The organism is Devosia sp. YR412 (genome assembly GCF_900110945.1).
Taxonomy (GTDB): Bacteria; Pseudomonadota; Alphaproteobacteria; order Rhizobiales; family Devosiaceae; genus Devosia.
The window spans coordinates 304,823-323,255 of the sequence record NZ_FOFL01000004.1 but is presented as its reverse complement, the minus strand read 5'-3'; the positions used below and the strand labels follow the sequence as shown (position 1 = coordinate 323,255).

Genomic DNA, 18,433 nt, shown 5'->3' with positions numbered 1-18,433 from the left:
CAGTTCCGGATTGACCGCCGATGAATGCAAACACACCTTTCAGCAATCACGTTACCTTTCGACTGATCGTCGCCTCCACGTTGCTTGGCACGTGTCTGATCGCGACGCTGGCCCTTTGCATCTGGTGGGCTGTCGACCGGATCGATAGCCGGGCGCTGGTCAACGAGCGGGCGGCGCTGGATACCGCATTGGTGCAGGAGGTCAAGCGCATCGCGGTGGAGCAGGATAGCTCCGCGGCGTGGGACGAGGCTGTTATCAAACTGCGAGAGAACGACCAGGCGTGGATCGCCGAAAACCTGGCCGAATGGATGAGCTCGTTTTTCGACCATGACCGGGTCTACGTCGTGGCGCCCGAGGGGGATATCGTGCGGGCCGCATCGGCCGGCCAATATGCCGGCACGACGCTAGCCCCGATCGATGTGGCCGACCTCGTGCCGCGCATTGCGGAAATGCGTCGCCGGATGGCGGAGGCAAGAGCCGGAATGTCGGATTCCACCGCTGCTGTTAGCGCGATCACCTATTCGGACACGTTGCGCTTTCCAAATGGCGAAACCGCGCTGCTCAGCATTCGGCCCATCGTACCCAACAGCACCCAACTTACCCAGGCGCCGGGCAGCGAATTCCTCATCGTCTCGGTCAAGCTGATCGATCAGCAATTTCTCGACGATATTTCGGAGCGCCTCGGCATTTCCAGCCTGCGCCAGATCACCTATCCCCAAGGCGGGGCAAATCTCGTGCTGCGCGACCGCACGGGCAATCTCGTGGCCTATCTTGGCTGGGAACCCGATCATCCGGCGGCGGGCCTACTGATCGAGACCGCGCCGGCGACAGTCGCCTTGCTGATCTTCGGGCTGGTGTCGCTCGCGACCCTTCTTGTCTGGGTGCGTACCACCGCGCTCAAACTGGAGCGAAGCCGGGCGCAGACCTCGTTTTTCGCCATGCACGACCCGCTGACGGGCGCTGCCAACCGGATTTTATTCGATCGCAAGCTGCGCGAAGCGATCGGCTATGAGCATCTGGCCAAGGCAAAGATCCTGCTAGTGGCGATCGATGTCGATCACTTCAAGGAAATCAATGACACCATGGGCCATGCCGCAGGCGATCGCTTGCTGAGCGAGCTGACCAGCCGGGTCAATTTCGAGCTCGCCGATGAGGCGACGCTGGGTCGCCTTGGTGGTGACGAATTCGCCATCGTTCAGCCGGGTGTGATCAGCGAGGGGCAGGCGCTGTGGATTTGCCAGCGGCTGTTCTCGGCCCTGCAAAAGCCCTTCAACTTCGATGACACGGCCATGCGCGTCAGTTTCAGCATGGGTCTGGCCCTGGAAGATGGCAGCACAACCGCACCCGCCGAGATATTACGGCGCGCCGACATGGCGCTTTACGAAGCAAAGGCCGAAGGGCGCGATCGCATCAAACTGTATGATCCGTCGATGGATGAGAACCGCCGCAACAAGCGGGCTCTGGAGATTGATCTTCGGCACGCCCTGATCAACGGCGAGGGACTGCAGGTGGTGTTTCAACCGGTCTTTGCCGCCCGCAGCGGCGAATTGGCCGGGGCAGAAGCCCTGGTGCGCTGGCAGCATCCAACGCGGGGCGCCATGGCCCCCGATCAGTTCATCTCGCTGGCTGAGGAAACCAGGCTCATCGATCAACTGGGTCTCTGGGTCTTGTCACAGGCCTGCCGCGTGGCGGTCGAGAGCGATCTGCCTTCGATTGCCGTCAATGTTTCGCCGGTGCAGTTTGCCGACGCGTCCCTGGCCGATAGGGTGCTGGCCATATTGTCCGAGACCGGCCTCCCGGCTGAACGGCTCGAACTGGAAATCACCGAAGGCCTGCTGCTGCAGAACTCGCCGGGTGTCCGGGATATCCTGGCAAAGCTCCGCGCCGCCGGGGTCCGGATAGCGCTGGACGATTTCGGGACCGGCTATTCCTCGATCAGCTACCTGCGGACCTATACCATCGACAAACTCAAGATCGATCGCTCCTTCACCATGCTGGTCACCGAGGACCGCGCCACGGCGCGGATCATCCAGTCGATCATTGAGACCGCCGATGCGCTTGGCATGACCGTGACGGCCGAAGGCGTTGAGGACGAAGCGCAGCGCCGGACCTTGGCACAGCTGGGCTGTTCCTATCTGCAGGGCTATCTGCTGTCGCGCCCCATCAGCGAAAAGGCCTTGTCCGCGCTGTTTGCCGAACACCGGTCGGCAGCCCTGGTCCGGCTATTCGCGACGGAGTGATGGCTTGTTGCGGCCACGAGAATGGATTGCACAACTCTCCGTTTGCCGACCAGTTCATCTGACCTCAACCAGCAAAACGCTCAGGCCAGAAGGATCCTGTAGCGCCGGCCGGGTGTTATGCGCATAAGGTCTTGCCTAATGGCAGTTTGGAGATGAGATGCGCATAGTTTTGGTTTTGATGGCTCTGTCGATTGTCACCCCGGCATTGGCCCAGCCGGTCAGTCTGGTCGTCCAGAATACCTCACAGGACACGATCGAGAGCATCAGTGTGTTTCCGAAGGGTGCAGACGTCAGTGTCGGTACCTATACCGTTCCAATCGCGCCAGGTCAGGCTGGACGGGTTGAGCTGACGCTCCCGCAGTGCCAGCCCATCGAAGTGCTGGTGCGGATCAAGGACAACCCTGCAGAGTTCAGGCCAGCCGTGGATCTGTGCCGTGACCCGCTGCTGACGGTTGGTGAGTAAACTCAGAAGTTATCGAAGCGCCTGACGGCAGGTTTTGCGCCCGTGAGAGCGACAGAGGCTATAGCTTGGCGAGGAAAGTCGATGGAGCGGGTAGCGGGAATCGAACCCGCATATTCAGCTTGGAAGGCTGCTGCTCTACCACTGAGCTATACCCGCAAGGTCGGTGACCGACGCACAGGCATTAGCCCGACAGGGCGGCGCGTGGCAAGCCCCTGAACGGGTTTGTCTCGATCATGCCTCGAGCGGGGTGATCGTTTTGGATCGCTCATGCGTTAGAAGGGCAGGGGCCGCTTCAGCGTGAATCGGCAGCTATCCAATCGAGGTGCGCCGTGCTGGCTGTGATTTTTCTTGTTCTGCTCCTGCTGCTGGTCCAAGCGGCGCTGCCTGGTCGCTATCTGAGCGCGCAGGTGGGCAATGACGCCCAGATGGGGCCGCGCGACGATCTGCCCGAGCCGAGCCGCGAGCTGGCCCGCTCGCGCCGCGCGCTGGCCAACCTCCAAGAAACGCTGCCTATCTTTCTCGTTCTAGCCGTTTTGTCGATCATCCTTGGCGAAGAGGGTTGGCTCTCGGTGTTGGGCGCCGCCATGTATTTCCTCGCCCGCGTGGCCCATCTCTATTTCTACATGAAGGGGATTTCGCCCTGGCGCTCGGTGGCTTTTCTCGTCGCGCTGATCGGCACGCTGCTGATCGCCATTCCACTGGTGCCCCATCTCTGGGATTAAGCGCCAAAGGGTCTTGCGAAACGGCGCCATTGCCATTAGACACACCCTCGCCTGAAGGGGTTTAGCTCAGTTGGTAGAGCATCGGTCTCCAAAACCGAGGGTCGTGGGTTCGAGTCCCCCAGCCCCTGCCAGGCACAATCACCATGATCGTCATGACGAAGAGCGCTTGGGACCTGTGGTCCCGAGGCGGCGCATGTGGTCGAATGCTGTTTCGAGCCGGCCAAGCATGCCGAGCCGTCTGCGGCGCAGCCCGAAAAGATCCGACAGCAGGGTTGCATAGCCTCGCGAAACGCCGGTTATCCTGAACCCCGGCCAGCCTGCATCGAGCAGGCATGCCAGCGCGACCTGCTCATTGTCCCATTGGTCATTGGGCAGCCAGCACTGCTCGACCATTTCATAGAGTTTGGTTGCCGCTGCTTTGGCGCCTGCACCCGTGGCGTACATGTCACCGGCAGTCACCAGGCGTGCGGCGGTACCGATATAACTGGCGGCAACGCCATCGCGGATGGCGCGCGCACATTTTGGGGTGATGGACGCGGCGAAATCGGCATCGCTTAGAACGTCGAACGCTTCCTGCGATGCCCTGCCTGCAGCCATGTCGTCGCGAAAGAAGCGCGACAGGCCCGCATCGATCCAGAGCATCTTGCAGGCGTCGCCCTCGCGCTGTGCTACCCGCTCCAGCATTGCCAGCTTGGACATCACCAGCAGCGCATAGCGCGGCAGGGTGAATGTCAAATCGGTGCTGCCGCTGGGCTGTTTGATCCCTGCCACCTGAACCGACCATTGGAAGGGTCGGAAGGTCTCGAGCGGCAGTTGGAGAATCCGATCATCGGGCTTGAGCCTGATCAATTCTGCCGAGATTGATGGATCTAGAAAAACCACAAACCGGATCGGCAGGCGCAGTGTCGCATTCAGCCAGTCGACATAGTCTTCGATCGGCCGCCCGACAGCCGCACGGCCAATGTCGTAAACGGCGGTCACTGCCAAAAGCGGGGTCAGCATTGCGTCATCAACTCACGTCGACAGAGCCTTCATCTATCGGTTCTACCGATAAAATCGATTGCTTCGCAATGTGAACTAATGGAATAGTCGTGGATACCAATAAGTGCGTGGCGCTTGGCGTGCTTTTGGCGTGCCTTTACTCCGACATCACCGCATCAAACCTGACACCCGCAAACTGCGCCTGACGCCAGACGATGTGACAGGGTTCCAGGGAATGCTGGAACAGCAGGGTAAAGGCCTCGGGCAGGTGGATGCTCTCCTCCAGCTCAACCATGGCGCCGGAGCGCGACAGGTTGACCACCAGAACATCCTTGCGCACCACGCCGTCATCCATCACGGCGGTGGCCGAGATGCGCAGGGCTTCGCGCTTGTGCTGTCGCTTTTCGATCCAACTTTTCATGAGAACAGAGCTAGGCCTGCAGCCTTAACGGAAGACGACGCGAAAGGTTAAAATTGCAATCAAGATACGTACTGGGGACAAGTGCGTCAGTCATCGTCGTAAAGCCTTGCGGACGCTCAAAAACAGAGCGACCCCGGCCGTGTGCATGAGCCGGGGTCATCCATGGGAGTCATTGGAGGTCGCAGGGGCAAACCTGCAAAGTATTAACGCGGTGCCCCGATACTGGTTCCGTGAGCCTACTCGGCGGCGACTGGCAATCTGTCGGTGTGGCGGGCCTTGAGGCGATTGAGCTGGTGGGCGGCATGGCCGAGCAGGGCGGTGCGCACCTGGGCCGCCGGCACGGACCCAACGTCGGCCTTGACCTTGAGGTCGAGGTGATAGCGCGACAGGTTGCCCATGAAGCTTTCCTCGACGATAACCCGTACCACGCCGGTTACCCGTCCCGGAATCAGGCGGTGCGGGCCGTAGTAGCGCACCTCGCAGGCTTTGACATCGAAACTGGCGGCGCGATCGGGCATTTAAACAGCCTCCCGCTGCCTTGTTTTCGTCCCATTTCGATCAAACGCCATTCTAAACCACTGTGCAAGCTGGATTCCCGGGGTTCTTAACTTGTCGTTAATAAAATTGATTCGACCTGAGCTGGCCCCCTGTGTCGGTTCCATGTCGCGGGCTGTTGCAATTGTGGGGAAGTTTCTCTAGATAGCGGCATTCAAGCCGTGCGGGAATCCTGCGCGGCCTTTGGTTTTGCACCAAAACACCAAAGAGTAGATTCGTTTATGGCACGCGTAAATCCGATCCAGTTCCTGCAGCAGGTTAGGCAGGAAACCGCCAAGGTCACTTGGCCTGGCCGCAACGAGGTCCTGATCTCGACGGTCATGGTCCTTGTGCTGGTGATCTTTGCGAGCCTGTTCTTTCTGGCTGCCGACCAGGTGATTTCCTGGCTCGTCGGTCTGATGCTTTCGATCCGCTAGTCGGGTCATAGATACTAATACTGGGAGCGGCGACGCTTAATGGCCAAGCGCTGGTACATCGTTCAGGCATACAGCAACTTCGAGCGCAAGGTGGCGGAGGATATCCGCCAGAAGGTTGCGCAGAAGAAGCTCGAGCATCTGTTTGAAGACGTGATCGTGCCGACCGAAAAGGTCGTCGAGATCCGCCGCGGCCGCAAGGTCGATGCCGAACGCAAGTTCTTCCCGGGCTATGTGCTGGTGAAGATGGACATGACCGACGAGGCATTCCATCTGATCAAGAATACGCCCAAGGTGACGGGTTTCCTCGGTTCGGACAACAAGCCGATGCCGATCTCGGAAAAGGAAGCCATGGGCATCCTGCAGCAGGTGCAGGAAGGCGTGGAGCATCCCAAGCCTTCCGTCTCGTTCGAAGTGGGCGAGAATGTGCGCGTCTCCGACGGTCCCTTCGCCAGCTTCAATGGCGTGGTGGAAGAAGTCGACGAAGAGCGCGCCCGCCTCAAGGTGGAAGTTTCGATTTTCGGGCGTCCCACTCCGGTGGAGCTCGAATATGGTCAGGTCGAAAAGGTCTGACCAAAACACTGAGCCTTGGCTCGGTGAAATCTGTGGGAGAGGGCGGTTGCTGCCAAGCATCCGGTCAAACCTTGCACCACAGCGTCAAACGGTCCGCATGACAGCGGGCAGAACAACTGAGAGACGATTATGGCAAAGAAAATCGTTGGCTACGTAAAGCTGCAGGTGCCCGCGGGCTCCGCAACGCCTTCCCCGCCGATCGGCCCAGCACTGGGTCAGCGCGGTCTGAACATCATGGAATTCTGCAAAGCCTTCAATGCCGCCACGCAGGAAATGGAAAAGGGTTCGCCCATTCCAGTCGTGATCACCGCCTATGCCGACAAGAGCTTCACTTTCGAGATGAAGCAGCCGCCGGTCACCTACTTCATCAAGAAGGCCGTCAATCTCAAGTCGGGTTCCAAGCTTCCGGGCAAGGAATCGGCTGGTACGATCACCGTGGCTCAGCTGCGTGATATCGCCGAAAAGAAGATGAAGGATCTCAATGCCGACAACATCGACGCTGCTGTGTCGATGATTGCAGGCTCTGCCCGTTCCATGGGCATTCAGGTCGAGGGCTGATAGATGGCTGGCAAGAAGATCGCAAAGGCCCGCGAGGGCATCGACCGCAACAAGCTGTACAAGCTTGATGAGGCCGTGAAGATGGTCAAGGCACGCGCCTCGGCCAAGTTCGACGAAACCATCGAAATCGCCATCAACCTCGGTGTTGATCCGCGTCACGCCGACCAGATGGTCCGTGGCGTGGTGAACCTGCCGAACGGCACCGGCAAGACCGTGCGCGTGGCCGTGTTCGCCAAGGATGCCAAGGCTGACGAAGCCCGCAAGGCTGGTGCAGACATCGTTGGCGCCGAAGACCTGATGGAACAGATCCAGGCTGGCAAGATCGATTTCGATCGTTGCATTGCTACCCCGGACATGATGCCGCTGGTCGGTCGCCTGGGTAAGATCCTGGGCCCGCGCAACCTGATGCCGAACCCCAAGGTCGGTACGGTTACTCCCGACGTTGCTGGTGCCGTCAAGGCTGCCAAGGGCGGCGCTGTGGAATACCGCGTCGAAAAGGCCGGTATCCTGCATGCTGGCGTTGGCAAGGTTTCCTTCTCGGAAGAAGCCCTGCTGCAGAACATCAAGGCCTTCACCGACGCCGTGGTGCGCTCCAAGCCCGCAGGGGCCAAGGGCACCTACGTCAAGAAGGTCGCCGTGTCGTCCACCATGGGCCCTGGCGTCCATGTCGAGCCGGCTTCGGCCCTTTAATTTTCTAATTCCGGGCGGTTTCGGCCGCCCGGTTTTGCTTCCCGCAAGGGGAGCATAAGTCCTGTCCGAGACTGCCGGTGCTGATCAATCTGGGTCAGCTTAATGTCCACCGACGCCAGCATAGATGGGGTGAGACCACAATTTTCCTGTTCCGAATGGGGCAGGGTGATCGCGGTTCGAACCAGGCCAGTTGCCCTCGTGGCAGCGCGGTTTACAGGCGATTGTAACCGTTGCTCCTCTCCTTTCTCCGGAGAGTAGGGGGCAGCAATTGGCAATGGCTCGACAGCAATATCGTCGGGCTCAATGTGGAGACTAGCAGTGGAAAGAGCGGAAAAGCGTGAGCTTGTCGCATCGCTTCAGTCAGCCCTCTCGGGCGCTGGATCGATCGTCCTCGCGCAGAATGCCGGTCTGACCGTGGCCAATCTGGAGACCCTTCGCCGTGAGGTGAAGACTGCAGGTGGCTACGTGAAGGTCGCAAAGAACCGTCTTGCCAAGCTTGCTCTTAAAGACACCGACCACGCCGACATTTCGGACCTGTTCATCGGTCCGATCGTCATCGCCTATGCGGCCGACCCCATGACTGCGCCCAAGATCGCGCAGAAATTCGCTGACAAGAACGCCAAGTATGTCGTTCTCGGTGGCGTTATGGGCAAGACCGCGCTTGACGCGAATAACGTCAAGGCGCTGGCGACCATGCCGTCGCTCAACGAACTGCGCGCTACGCTCGCCGGGATGCTCAAGCAGCCCGCGACCCGTATCGCTTCGGTTATCGTTGCGCCGGCTGGTGGTATCGCGCGCGTGTTGGCCGCTCATGCGGAAAAGAGCAACGAAGCAGCGTAACCCCCATGGCTCCCTCTGGAGCCGGTTTGAACTGAACACCTTAAAAGAGAGATTTATCAAATGGCCGATCTCGCCAAGATTGTTGACGACCTGTCCGCCCTGACCGTTCTGGAAGCTTCCGAACTGTCGAAGCTGCTGGAAGAAAAGTGGGGCGTTTCCGCCGCCGCTCCGGTTGCTGCTGCTGCCGCTGCCGGTGCTCCGGCTGCTGCCGTTGAAGAAAAGACCGAATTTGACGTGATCCTTGCCTCGTTCGGCGAGAACAAGATCAACGTCATCAAGGAAGTCCGCGCCATCACAGGCCTGGGCCTCGGCGAAGCCAAGGCACTGGTTGAAGCAGCTCCCAAGGCTGTCAAGGAAGGTGTCAACAAGGCTGAAGCCGAAGACATCAAGAAGAAGCTGGAAGCAGCTGGCGCCAAGGTCGAATTCAAGTAATTCGATTTCTAGCCTTGAATTTTGCGAGATGGCGCTTTATGTGCCATCTCGCATTCTCGTTTTAGCGGGATGATTCGCCGGACCGATTGGATGGGTCCCTGGCGCCAATTTGCGGAATATATGACGAATTTGATGTCGAAGGCACGGTGACGTCCACGTAGCCCTATGGTCCATGGCCATGGGGTGTTTGGCGTTTTCGGGCTCTCCTGTCCTTGGCTGGGGCAGGGCGCAGGCATCACGAGCCAAGACTATTGCCTAGCAAGGGCACATATCCCGAGACCCGACGGCTGATAGTCGGATTTTTGGATATCTGCCTCAACGACACATCGCAGTGGGGCGTGTTCGGGAAAGCTCAACTTTTCCGCATCGACGCGCACCCGATAAGAAGCGCAGAAACAGGAGCTTTCATGGCTACCACGTTCAACGGCCGCCGCAAGGTACGCAAGTCCTTCGGTTCGATACGCGAAGTCATCCAGATGCCCAACCTGATCGAGGTCCAGAAGGCCTCCTATGATCAGTTCCTCCTCGTGGACGAGCCCAAGGGTGGCCGTCCCGACGAAGGGCTTCAGTCGGTCTTCCGTTCGGTTTTCCCGATCACCGATTTTTCCAATACGGCCTCTCTCGAATTCGTGAAGTACGAGTTCGAGCAGCCCAAGTACGACATCGACGAGTGCCGTGCGCGCGACATCACGTTCGCTGCCCCGCTTAAGGTGACGCTGCGCCTGATCGTGTTCGAAGTGGACGAAGAAACCGGCGCCCGCTCCGTCAAGGACATCAAGGAGCAGGACGTCTACATGGGCGACATGCCCTTCATGACGATGAACGGCACCTTTATCGTCAACGGCACCGAGCGCGTCATCGTTTCGCAGATGCACCGTTCGCCGGGCGTGTTCTTCGACCACGACAAGGGCAAGACCCATTCGTCGGGCAAGCTGCTGTTTGCCGGTCGTATCATTCCGTACCGCGGTAGCTGGCTCGATATCGAGTTCGATGCCAAGGACGTGGTGTTCGCCCGTATCGACCGTCGCCGCAAGATTCCGGTGACGTCGCTGCTCAAGGCGCTCGGCATGGATACCGAAGAAATCCTGTCGACCTATTACAACACCATCACCTTCGAAAAGACGGCGACCGGCTGGCAGAAGCCATACGACGCCGAGAAGATGAAGAATGCCAAGCCCTCCATGGACCTGATCGACGCCAAGACCGGCGACGTCGTCCATGAAGCCGGCAAGAAGCTCTCGGCCCGCCAGGCCAAGAAGCTTGCTGAAAACGGCCTGACGCACCTGTTGGCGGTCAACGAAGACCTCTATGGCATGTATGTCGCCGAGGACCTGATCAACATGAAGACCGGCGAGGTCTACATGGAGGCAGGCGACGAGCTCGACGAAAAGACCCTGACCAAGATGATGGATCTGGGCTTTGACGAGCTGCCGATCCTCGACATCGATCACATCTCGATCGGTGGCTATATCCGCAACACGCTGGCCGTGGACAAGAACGAGACGCGTGAAGACGCGCTGTTTGACATCTATCGCGTCATGCGCCCCGGTGAGCCGCCCACCGTCGATACCGCCGAAGCCATGTTCCAGTCGCTGTTCTTCGACAGCGAGCGCTATGACCTGTCCGCCGTTGGCCGCGTCAAGATGAACATGCGCCTCGAGCTCGATGCCCCCGACACCATGCGCACCCTGCGCAAGGAAGACATCGTCGAAGTCGTCCGCACCCTCGTGGATCTGCGCGATGGCCGTGGCGAAATCGACGACATCGACAACCTCGGCAACCGTCGCGTTCGTTCCGTCGGCGAGCTGATGGAAAACTCCTATCGCCTTGGTCTGCTCCGCATGGAACGCGCCATCAAGGAGCGCATGTCGTCGGTCGAAATCGACACGGTGATGCCGCAGGACCTGATCAACGCTAAGCCGGCTGCTGCCGCTGTGCGTGAATTCTTCGGCTCCTCGCAGCTGTCGCAGTTCATGGATCAGACCAATCCGCTCTCGGAAATCACCCACAAGCGTCGTCTTTCGGCGCTTGGGCCGGGTGGTCTCACCCGTGAGCGCGCCGGCTTTGAAGTCCGCGACGTGCATCCGACCCACTATGGCCGTATCTGCCCGATCGAGACCCCTGAAGGTCCGAACATCGGTCTGATCAACTCGCTGTCGACCTTCGCCCGCGTCAACAAGTACGGTTTCATCGAGACCCCGTACCGCAAGATCGTGGACGGCGTGCTGACCGAGGACGTCGTTTACCTTTCCGCAATGGAAGAGGCCAAGCACTACGTCGCCCAGGCTAACGTCGTCTTCAACAAGGACGGTACGCTGCAGGACGATCTGGTCGTTGCTCGCCACGCCGGTGACAACGGCCTGACGCCCAAGGAAAACGTCGACCTTATGGACGTTTCCCCCAAGCAGATGGTGTCGGTTGCCGCCTCGCTGATCCCGTTCCTTGAAAACGACGACGCCAACCGTGCTCTGATGGGCTCGAACATGCAGCGGCAGGCTGTGCCGCTGCTGCGCGCTCATGCGCCCTTCGTCGGTACCGGCATGGAAGCGATCGTGGCCCGTGACTCCGGCGCCGCTATCGTTGCCAAGCGCAAGGGCATCGTCGATCAGGTGGACGCCACCCGTATCGTTATCCGCGCAACGGAAGAAACCGATGCGTCGGTGTCGGGCGTCGACATCTACAATCTGATGAAGTTCCAGCGTTCCAACCAGTCGACCTGCATCAACCAGCGTCCGCTGGTCGTCGTTGGCGACCACATCAACCAGGGCGACATCATCGCCGACGGTCCTTCGACCGAACTGGGCGATCTGGCTCTGGGCCGTAACGTGCTCGTCGCCTTCATGCCGTGGAATGGCTACAACTTCGAAGACTCCATCCTGCTCAGCGAGAAGATCGCCATGCAGGACGTCTTCACCTCGATCCATATCGAGGAATATGAAGTGATGGCCCGCGACACCAAGCTTGGTCCTGAGGAAATCACCCGCGACATTCCGAACGTGTCGGAAGAAGCGCTGAAGAACCTCGACGAAGCCGGTATCGTGCACATTGGTGCTGAAGTCGCACCGGGCGACATCCTTGTCGGCAAGATCACCCCCAAGGGTGAATCGCCGATGACGCCGGAAGAAAAGCTCCTCCGCGCCATCTTCGGCGAGAAGGCTTCGGACGTTCGTGACACCTCCCTGCGCGTGCCGCCGGGCGATGCTGGTACTGTTGTTGAAGTGCGCGTGTTCAATCGCCACGGCATCGACAAGGACGAGCGCGCCATGGCTATCGAGCGCGAGGAAATCGAGCGTCTCGCCAAGGACCGTGATGACGAGCAGTCGATCCTCGACCGTAACGTCTACGCCCGTCTCAAGGAAATGCTGTTCGGCAAGGCCGCTACGGCTGGCCCGAAGGGCTATGTCGTGGGCACCAAGCTCAATGACCAGATGTTCGAGGCTCAGCCGCGTTCGAAGTGGTGGCAGTTCGCGGTCGATGACGACAAGGTCATGACCGAGATGGAAGCCCTTCATGCGCAGTATGAAGAGAGCCGTCGTCTGCTCGAGCAGCGCTTCATCGACAAGGTCGACAAGCTGCAGCGCGGTGACGAACTTCCGCCCGGCGTGATGAAGATGGTCAAGGTCTTCATCGCGACCAAGCGCAAGATCCAGCCAGGCGACAAGATGGCCGGTCGTCACGGTAACAAGGGTGTGGTTTCCCGCATCGTTCCCGTCGAAGACATGCCGTATCTTGAAGACGGCACCTCGGTTGACATCGTGCTGAACCCGCTGGGCGTGCCATCGCGCATGAACGTCGGCCAGATCCTCGAAACTCATCTGGGCTGGGCTTGCGCCGGCATGGGCAAGAAGATCGACGAGATGGTCCGGGCCTATCAGCGCAATGGCGATCTGAAGCCGCTGCGTCTCGAAGTGCAAGACCTGTTTGCCGGTGATGAGAGCATCACCGACCTCGACGACGACGGCCTGGTGCGTCTCGGCGAACACCTTTCCAAGGGTGTTTCGATCGCGACCCCGGTGTTCGACGGCGCTAAGGAAGCCGACATCGTGGTCATGCTCGAACGCGCAGGGCTGAAGGCTTCTGGCCAGTCGACGGTGTTTGACGGCCGTTCGGGCGAGCAGTTCGATCGCCAGGTGACCGTGGGCTATATCTATATGCTCAAGCTCGATCACCTTGTGGACAACAAGATCCACGCCCGTTCGATCGGTCCTTACTCGCTCGTCACCCAGCAGCCGCTCGGCGGCAAGGCCCAGTTCGGCGGTCAGCGCTTCGGCGAGATGGAAGTGTGGGCTCTCGAAGCCTATGGCGCGGCTTATACGCTCCAGGAAATGCTCACCATCAAGTCGGACGACGTGGCTGGTCGTACCAAGGTCTACGAGTCCATCGTGCGCGGCGACGATACGTTCGAGCCGGGCATCCCCGAGAGCTTCAACGTTCTGGTCAAGGAAATCCGTTCGCTCGGTCTCAATGTCGAACTCGACATGCGGGATCTGGTGGAGGAAGCCGGCCAGGCCGAAGCGGAGCTCGCACCTCCTCAGGAAGCGGCGGAATAATCCGGCACTTCCTACCCCCATTCACTTCCTGAGAGAGCGGGCGTTGCGCCCGCTCCTGACGGAAAGAGGAGAGAATTGATGAATCATCATTCCCACGTCATGGACCCCTTCAACCCAGCGGTTCCGGTCCAGACTTTCGATCAGATGAAGATCTCCATTGCGAGCCCTGAGAAGATTCTCAGCTGGTCCTATGGCGAGATCAAGAAGCCTGAAACCATCAACTATCGTACGTTCAAGCCCGAACGCGATGGCCTGTTCTGCGCGCGCATTTTTGGCCCCGTGAAGGACTATGAGTGCCTGTGCGGCAAGTACAAGCGCATGAAGTTCAAGGGCGTGATCTGCGAAAAGTGCGGTGTGGAAGTCACCCTGAGCCGCGTCCGTCGCGAGCGCATGGGCCATATCGAACTGGCCGCTCCGGTTGCCCACATCTGGTTCCTGAAGTCCCTGCCGTCCCGTATCGCGCTGCTGCTCGATATGACGCTTAAGGACATCGAGCGCATCCTGTATTTCGAGAACTACGTCGTTCTCGATGCGGGCTTGACGCCCTTCACCCAGCACGAACTGCTGACCGAAGAGCAGTTCCTCGATGCCCAGGACGAATATGGTGCAGACAGCTTCACCGCCAAGATCGGCGCCGAAGCCATTCGCGACATCCTGCTCGCCCTTGATCTCGAAAAGATCGCGGCCGACCTGCGCGTTGAAATCGCCGAGTCAACCACCGAGCTGAAGCCCAAGAAGCTGGCCAAACGCCTCAAGATCGTCGAGCAGTTCATCGTTTCGGGCAACAAGCCCGAGTGGATGATCATGACCGTGATCCCCGTGATCCCGCCGGAACTGCGTCCGCTGGTTCCGTTGGATGGCGGCCGTTTCGCCACGTCCGATCTGAACGATCTCTATCGCCGCGTGATCAACCGCAATAACCGGTTGAAGCGCCTGATCGAGCTGCGTGCGCCGGACATCATTATCCGCAACGAAAAGCGCATGCTGCAGGAAGCTGTGGACGCGCTGTTCGACAACGGTCGCCGTGGCCGCACCATCACCGGTGCCAACAAGCGTCCGCTGAAGTCGCTGTCCGATATGCTCAAGGGCAAGCAGGGCCGCTTCCGCCAGAACCTGCTCGGCAAGCGCGTCGACTATTCGGGTCGTTCGGTCATCACCGTGGGTCCTAACCTCAAGCTGCACCAGTGCGGCCTGCCCAAGAAGATGGCGCTCGAGCTGTTCAAGCCCTTCATCTACAGCCGTCTTGAAGCGAAGGGTTTCTCTTCGACCGTCAAGCAGGCCAAGAAGCTGGTCGAGAAGGAAAAGCCCGAGGTTTGGGATATCCTGGACGAAGTTATCCGCGAGCATCCGGTTCTGCTGAACCGCGCTCCGACACTGCACCGTCTTGGCATCCAGGCCTTCGAGCCCATCCTGATCGAAGGCAAGGCCATCCGCCTGCATCCGCTCGTCTGCTCGGCTTTCAACGCCGACTTCGACGGTGACCAGATGGCCGTGCACGTTCCGCTGTCGCTCGAAGCGCAGCTGGAAGCGCGCGTGCTGATGATGTCGACCAACAACATCCTGCACCCTGCCAACGGCCAGCCGATCATCGTGCCGTCGCAGGATATCGTGCTGGGCCTCTACTACCTGTCGTTGATGAACGACAAGGAGCCGGGCGAAGGCATGGCTTTCGGTTCTTACGCCGAGCTCGAACACGCGCTCGACAACAAGATCGTCACGCTGCACACCAAGATTAAGGGCCGTGTCACCTCGTTCGACGAGAATGGCAAGGAAACCACCGAGATCGTGGAAACCACCCCGGGCCGCATGCTCATCGGCCAGATCCTGCCCAAGCATCCGGCTGTGCCGTACGCAACGGCAAACCAGCTGATGACCAAGAAGATGATCTCCAAGATGATCGACACGGTTTACCGTGGTTGCGGTCAGAAGGAGACGGTCATTTTCTGTGACCGCGTCATGCAGCTCGGCTTCAAGAATGCTTGTGACGCAGGCATCTCGTTCGGCAAGGACGACATGGTTATCCCGGCGTCCAAGTACACGATCGTGGAAGCCGCCCGTAAGCAGGTCGAAGAGTTCGAGCAGCAGTACAATGACGGCCTGATCACTCAGGGCGAAAAGTACAACAAGGTGGTCGACGCCTGGGCCAAGTGCGGTGACAAGGTCGCCGAAGAGATGATGGACGCGATCCGCAAGGTGCAGATCGACGAAGAGACCGGCCGTCAGAAGCCGATCAACTCGGTCTATATGATGTCTCACTCGGGTGCCCGCGGTTCGCCGGCCCAGATGAAGCAGCTCGCCGGCATGCGCGGCCTGATGGCTCGTCCGGACGGCTCGATCATCGAGACCCCGATCACGGCTAACTTCAAGGAAGGCCTCAACGTTCTCGAGTACTTCAACTCCACCCACGGTGCCCGTAAGGGTCTCGCGGATACGGCGTTGAAGACCGCGAACTCGGGTTACCTGACCCGTCGTCTCGTCGACGTGGCGCAGGACGCGATCATCGTGTCGACCGATTGCGGCACCGAGCGCGGCCTGACCATGGAGCCGATCGTCGATGCCGGCCAGATCGTGGCCTCCATCGGCCAGCGCGTTCTGGGCCGTACCGCTGCCGACGACATCTTCCATCCGCTGACCGGCGATCTGATCGCACCGAAGGGCACGCTGCTGGAAGAAAAGCATGTCGACATCATCGAGGACGCCCGGATCCAGTCGATCCGTATCCGTTCCCCGCTGACCTGCGACATGCGCCAGGGCACCTGCGCGGCCTGCTATGGTCGTGACCTTGCTCGCGGTACTCCCGTAAACATGGGTGAAGCTGTCGGCGTTATCGCTGCACAGTCGATCGGTGAACCCGGTACCCAGCTCACCATGCGCACGTTCCACATTGGTGGTACGGCTCAGGTGGTTGATAGCTCGTTCCTCGAGTCCGGCGCGGAAGGCACCATCGCCATCCGCAATCCGAACGTCGTCAAGGTCGAGGGCGGCAAGCTGGTCGTCATGGCCCGTAACGTCTCGCTCGCCATTCTCGACGCCGAAGGCAAGGAACGCGCTACCCACAAGGTGGCATACGGCTCCAAGCTGCTGGTCAAGGAAGGTGATGCGGTCCGTCGTGGTCAGCGTCTGGCTGAATGGGACCCCTACACCCGTCCCGTGCTGGCGGAAGTTGAAGGCGAAGTGGTCTTCGAAGATCTGGTCGACGGCGCATCGGTTGCTGAAAACACCGACGAGGCCACCGGCTTCACCAAGCGCGTGGTCATCGACTGGCGCACCAACCAGCGTGGCGAGGGCCTCAAGCCGGCTCTTGCCATCGCGCGTGGCGGTGCCGTTCAGAAGGTGGATCGCGGTGGCGAAGCCCGTTACCTGCTCTCCGTCGATGCGGTTATTGCCGTCGAGCCGGGCGAGAAGGTGTCGCCGGGTGACGTGCTGGCCCGTATTCCGCTGGAATCGGCCAAGACCAAGGACATCACGGGCGGCCTGCCGCGCGTGGCCGAACTGTTCGAAGCCCGTCGTCCGAAGGACCACGCCATCATCGCCGAGATCGATGGCACGATCCGCTTCGGCCGCGACTACAAGAACAAGCGTCGCGTCATCATCGAGCCGCATGAAGAGGGTGGCGAGCCCGTCGAATATCTGATCCCCAAGGGCAAGCCGTTCCACCTTCAGGAAGGCGATGCCATTGAAAAGGGTGAGTATATCCTCGACGGCAACCCGGCACCGCATGACATCTTGGCGATCAAGGGCGTGGAAGAGCTTGCTCGTTACCTCGTCAATGAAATCCAGGAGGTCTATCGTCTGCAGGGCGTGTTGATCAACGACAAGCACATCGAGGTGATCGTTCGCCAGATGCTGCAGAAGGTTGAGATCGTCAACCCAGGTGACACCGGCCTGCTCAAGGACGAGCAGCTCGACAAGCTGGACTTCGACGAGCTCAACGATGCTCTGGTTGCTGACGGCAAGAAGCCGGCAACGGCCAACCCGGTGCTGCTCGGCATCACCAAGGCATCGCTGCAGACCCGTTCGTTCATCTCGGCGGCCTCGTTCCAGGAAACCACCCGCGTCCTCACGGAAGCGGCCGTCTCCGGCAAGGCCGACCTGCTCGAAGGCCTCAAGGAAAACGTCATCGTCGGCCGCCTGATCCCGGCCGGTACCGGTGCCGGCATCTCCTCGGCCAAGCTGATCGCCACCAAGCGTGACGACCTGATCCTCGACGAGCGTCGCCGCCAGGCGAACACTGTAAAGATCGCGGCACCTGCTGCCGAGTAAGCGACGTTCCATCATTGAATGGGGAAGGGGGCCTTCGGGCCCCCTTCTTTTTGCCGGTCTGCTGCTGATGTGCGGCATGCAAGTGCTGCCGGCGGGCAGAACGCCCTCCCGGTCATCTACTTCAAGCTTGGTGCAATGCCGAAAATCTGCCGGCAAAGGCGCGTTACGGGTAGCCGATATACATGGCGAATTCCGCGACGACCTGTTCCCAGAGCGCCAGCTGAGAGGACAGGTAATTGGGCGTCACGCCCTGGACCAGGTCGAGGTCCATTTCAACGACAGCGTCGCCCCGCTCATCGAGATAGGCGCGGCTGAAGCGCTTGTCGCGGTTCCAGGCATTGATGTCGTCCAGGCCCGGCTGGATCTGGAAGCCGACGTAGAAGTTGAGGTCTTCGCAGGCCGCATGGGCCGTGCAGTTCTTGAAGTAGATCTGGTAGGCCGTGCCATTTGTGGTGGCATCGATCAGTGGATCGCCATTGGGCTGGGTGTGCAGCTCGGCCGTGCCCAGCACTTTAGCGGCGGTCAGGATGGCGTCGGTGTCGGCACCGGTCAGCAGATCCTGCGCCTGGGCCGAAAGGGTCAGGGCCAGCGCCAGGCTCGAGCCGGCCAGAGTGGACGTCAGTTTCATGGCATTCTCCCTTGACCCATAGCGAGACAGTTCGTCATCGGGGCTTAACTCTTTGTGCTGCTCATCTTATACGCTCGGACCGGGCCGAGGAAGATGCAGACGGC

Annotated in this window: 15 protein-coding genes and 2 tRNA genes; 12 read left to right on the top strand and 5 right to left on the bottom strand. The window is 59.9% G+C overall.

What is annotated here, in order from left to right; genetic code table 11:
- Window positions 1–20: 20 nt before the first annotated feature.
- On the top strand, window positions 21–2,240 hold the full coding sequence (locus BM045_RS15350; RefSeq protein ID WP_092184764.1) for a putative bifunctional diguanylate cyclase/phosphodiesterase: 2,220 nt from the start codon (window positions 21–23) through the stop codon (window positions 2,238–2,240).
- Window positions 2,241–2,397: 157 nt separating this feature from the next.
- On the top strand, window positions 2,398–2,703 hold the full coding sequence (locus tag BM045_RS15345) for a hypothetical protein (protein WP_092184762.1): 306 nt from the start codon (window positions 2,398–2,400) through the stop codon (window positions 2,701–2,703).
- An 82-nt stretch (window positions 2,704–2,785) separates the two neighbouring features.
- Here BM045_RS15345 and BM045_RS15340 read toward each other — a convergent pair.
- Window positions 2,786–2,859: transfer RNA gene (locus tag BM045_RS15340), tRNA-Gly, on the bottom strand.
- A 173-nt stretch (window positions 2,860–3,032) separates the two neighbouring features.
- Here BM045_RS15340 and BM045_RS15335 point away from each other — a divergent pair.
- Both BM045_RS15335 and BM045_RS15330 read left to right on the top strand, forming a co-directional pair.
- A complete protein-coding gene (locus tag BM045_RS15335) occupies window positions 3,033–3,425 on the top strand; it encodes an MAPEG family protein (protein WP_170848533.1) in 393 nt (130 codons plus the stop codon).
- Between the two features lie 55 nt (window positions 3,426–3,480).
- Window positions 3,481–3,556: transfer RNA gene (locus BM045_RS15330), tRNA-Trp, on the top strand.
- Window positions 3,557–3,575: 19 nt separating this feature from the next.
- Here BM045_RS15330 and BM045_RS15325 read toward each other — a convergent pair.
- The 3 genes from BM045_RS15325 to BM045_RS15315 all read right to left on the bottom strand — a co-directional run bounded on the left by BM045_RS15325 (window position 3,576) and on the right by BM045_RS15315 (window position 5,345).
- Window positions 3,576–4,427 (bottom strand): hypothetical protein, encoded by an 852-nt coding sequence (locus BM045_RS15325; RefSeq protein ID WP_092184758.1) that lies wholly within the window; start codon window positions 4,425–4,427, stop codon window positions 3,576–3,578.
- A gap of 136 nt (window positions 4,428–4,563) precedes the next feature.
- A complete protein-coding gene (locus tag BM045_RS15320; RefSeq protein ID WP_092184756.1) occupies window positions 4,564–4,827 on the bottom strand; it encodes a PilZ domain-containing protein in 264 nt (87 codons plus the stop codon).
- Window positions 4,828–5,063: 236 nt separating this feature from the next.
- Window positions 5,064–5,345, bottom strand: coding sequence for a hypothetical protein (locus tag BM045_RS15315; RefSeq protein WP_092184754.1), 282 nt, complete (start codon window positions 5,343–5,345; stop codon window positions 5,064–5,066).
- Window positions 5,346–5,603: 258 nt separating this feature from the next.
- On the opposite strand from BM045_RS15315, the gene secE reads away from it, so the two are divergent.
- The 8 genes from secE (at window position 5,604) to rpoC (ending at window position 17,701) form a co-directional block, all read left to right on the top strand.
- The gene (gene secE / locus BM045_RS15310; protein WP_092184752.1) at window positions 5,604–5,798 is read left to right on the top strand and encodes a preprotein translocase subunit SecE; all 195 of its coding nucleotides are present in this window, start codon (window positions 5,604–5,606) and stop codon (window positions 5,796–5,798) included.
- A 39-nt stretch (window positions 5,799–5,837) separates the two neighbouring features.
- On the top strand, window positions 5,838–6,368 hold the full coding sequence (gene nusG, locus BM045_RS15305) for a transcription termination/antitermination protein NusG (RefSeq protein WP_046138360.1): 531 nt from the start codon (window positions 5,838–5,840) through the stop codon (window positions 6,366–6,368).
- Window positions 6,369–6,497: 129 nt separating this feature from the next.
- Entirely contained in the window at window positions 6,498–6,926 is a 429-nt protein-coding gene (rplK, locus tag BM045_RS15300; RefSeq protein ID WP_092184750.1) for a 50S ribosomal protein L11, read from the top strand.
- A 3-nt stretch (window positions 6,927–6,929) separates the two neighbouring features.
- Complete coding sequence (gene rplA / locus BM045_RS15295; RefSeq protein WP_092184748.1) at window positions 6,930–7,616, top strand: 50S ribosomal protein L1; 687 nt, start codon at window positions 6,930–6,932, stop codon at window positions 7,614–7,616.
- Between the two features lie 318 nt (window positions 7,617–7,934).
- Window positions 7,935–8,456 carry a 50S ribosomal protein L10 gene (gene rplJ / locus BM045_RS15290; protein WP_092184746.1) on the top strand — a complete coding sequence of 174 codons (522 nt, stop codon included), beginning with the start codon at window positions 7,935–7,937 and terminating at the stop codon, window positions 8,454–8,456.
- 60 nt (window positions 8,457–8,516) lie between these two features.
- Window positions 8,517–8,888 (top strand): 50S ribosomal protein L7/L12, encoded by a 372-nt coding sequence (rplL, locus tag BM045_RS15285; RefSeq protein WP_092184744.1) that lies wholly within the window; start codon window positions 8,517–8,519, stop codon window positions 8,886–8,888.
- A 407-nt stretch (window positions 8,889–9,295) separates the two neighbouring features.
- Window positions 9,296–13,438 (top strand): DNA-directed RNA polymerase subunit beta, encoded by a 4,143-nt coding sequence (rpoB, locus tag BM045_RS15280; protein ID WP_092184742.1) that lies wholly within the window; start codon window positions 9,296–9,298, stop codon window positions 13,436–13,438.
- 78 nt (window positions 13,439–13,516) lie between these two features.
- Window positions 13,517–17,701, top strand: a complete 4,185-nt coding sequence (gene rpoC / locus BM045_RS15275; protein WP_092184740.1) for a DNA-directed RNA polymerase subunit beta' — start codon at window positions 13,517–13,519, stop codon at window positions 17,699–17,701.
- Between the two features lie 163 nt (window positions 17,702–17,864).
- Here rpoC and BM045_RS15270 read toward each other — a convergent pair whose 3' ends face one another.
- Window positions 17,865–18,329, bottom strand: coding sequence for a YbjN domain-containing protein (locus BM045_RS15270; RefSeq protein WP_092184738.1), 465 nt, complete (start codon window positions 18,327–18,329; stop codon window positions 17,865–17,867).
- Window positions 18,330–18,433 lie beyond the last annotated feature (104 nt).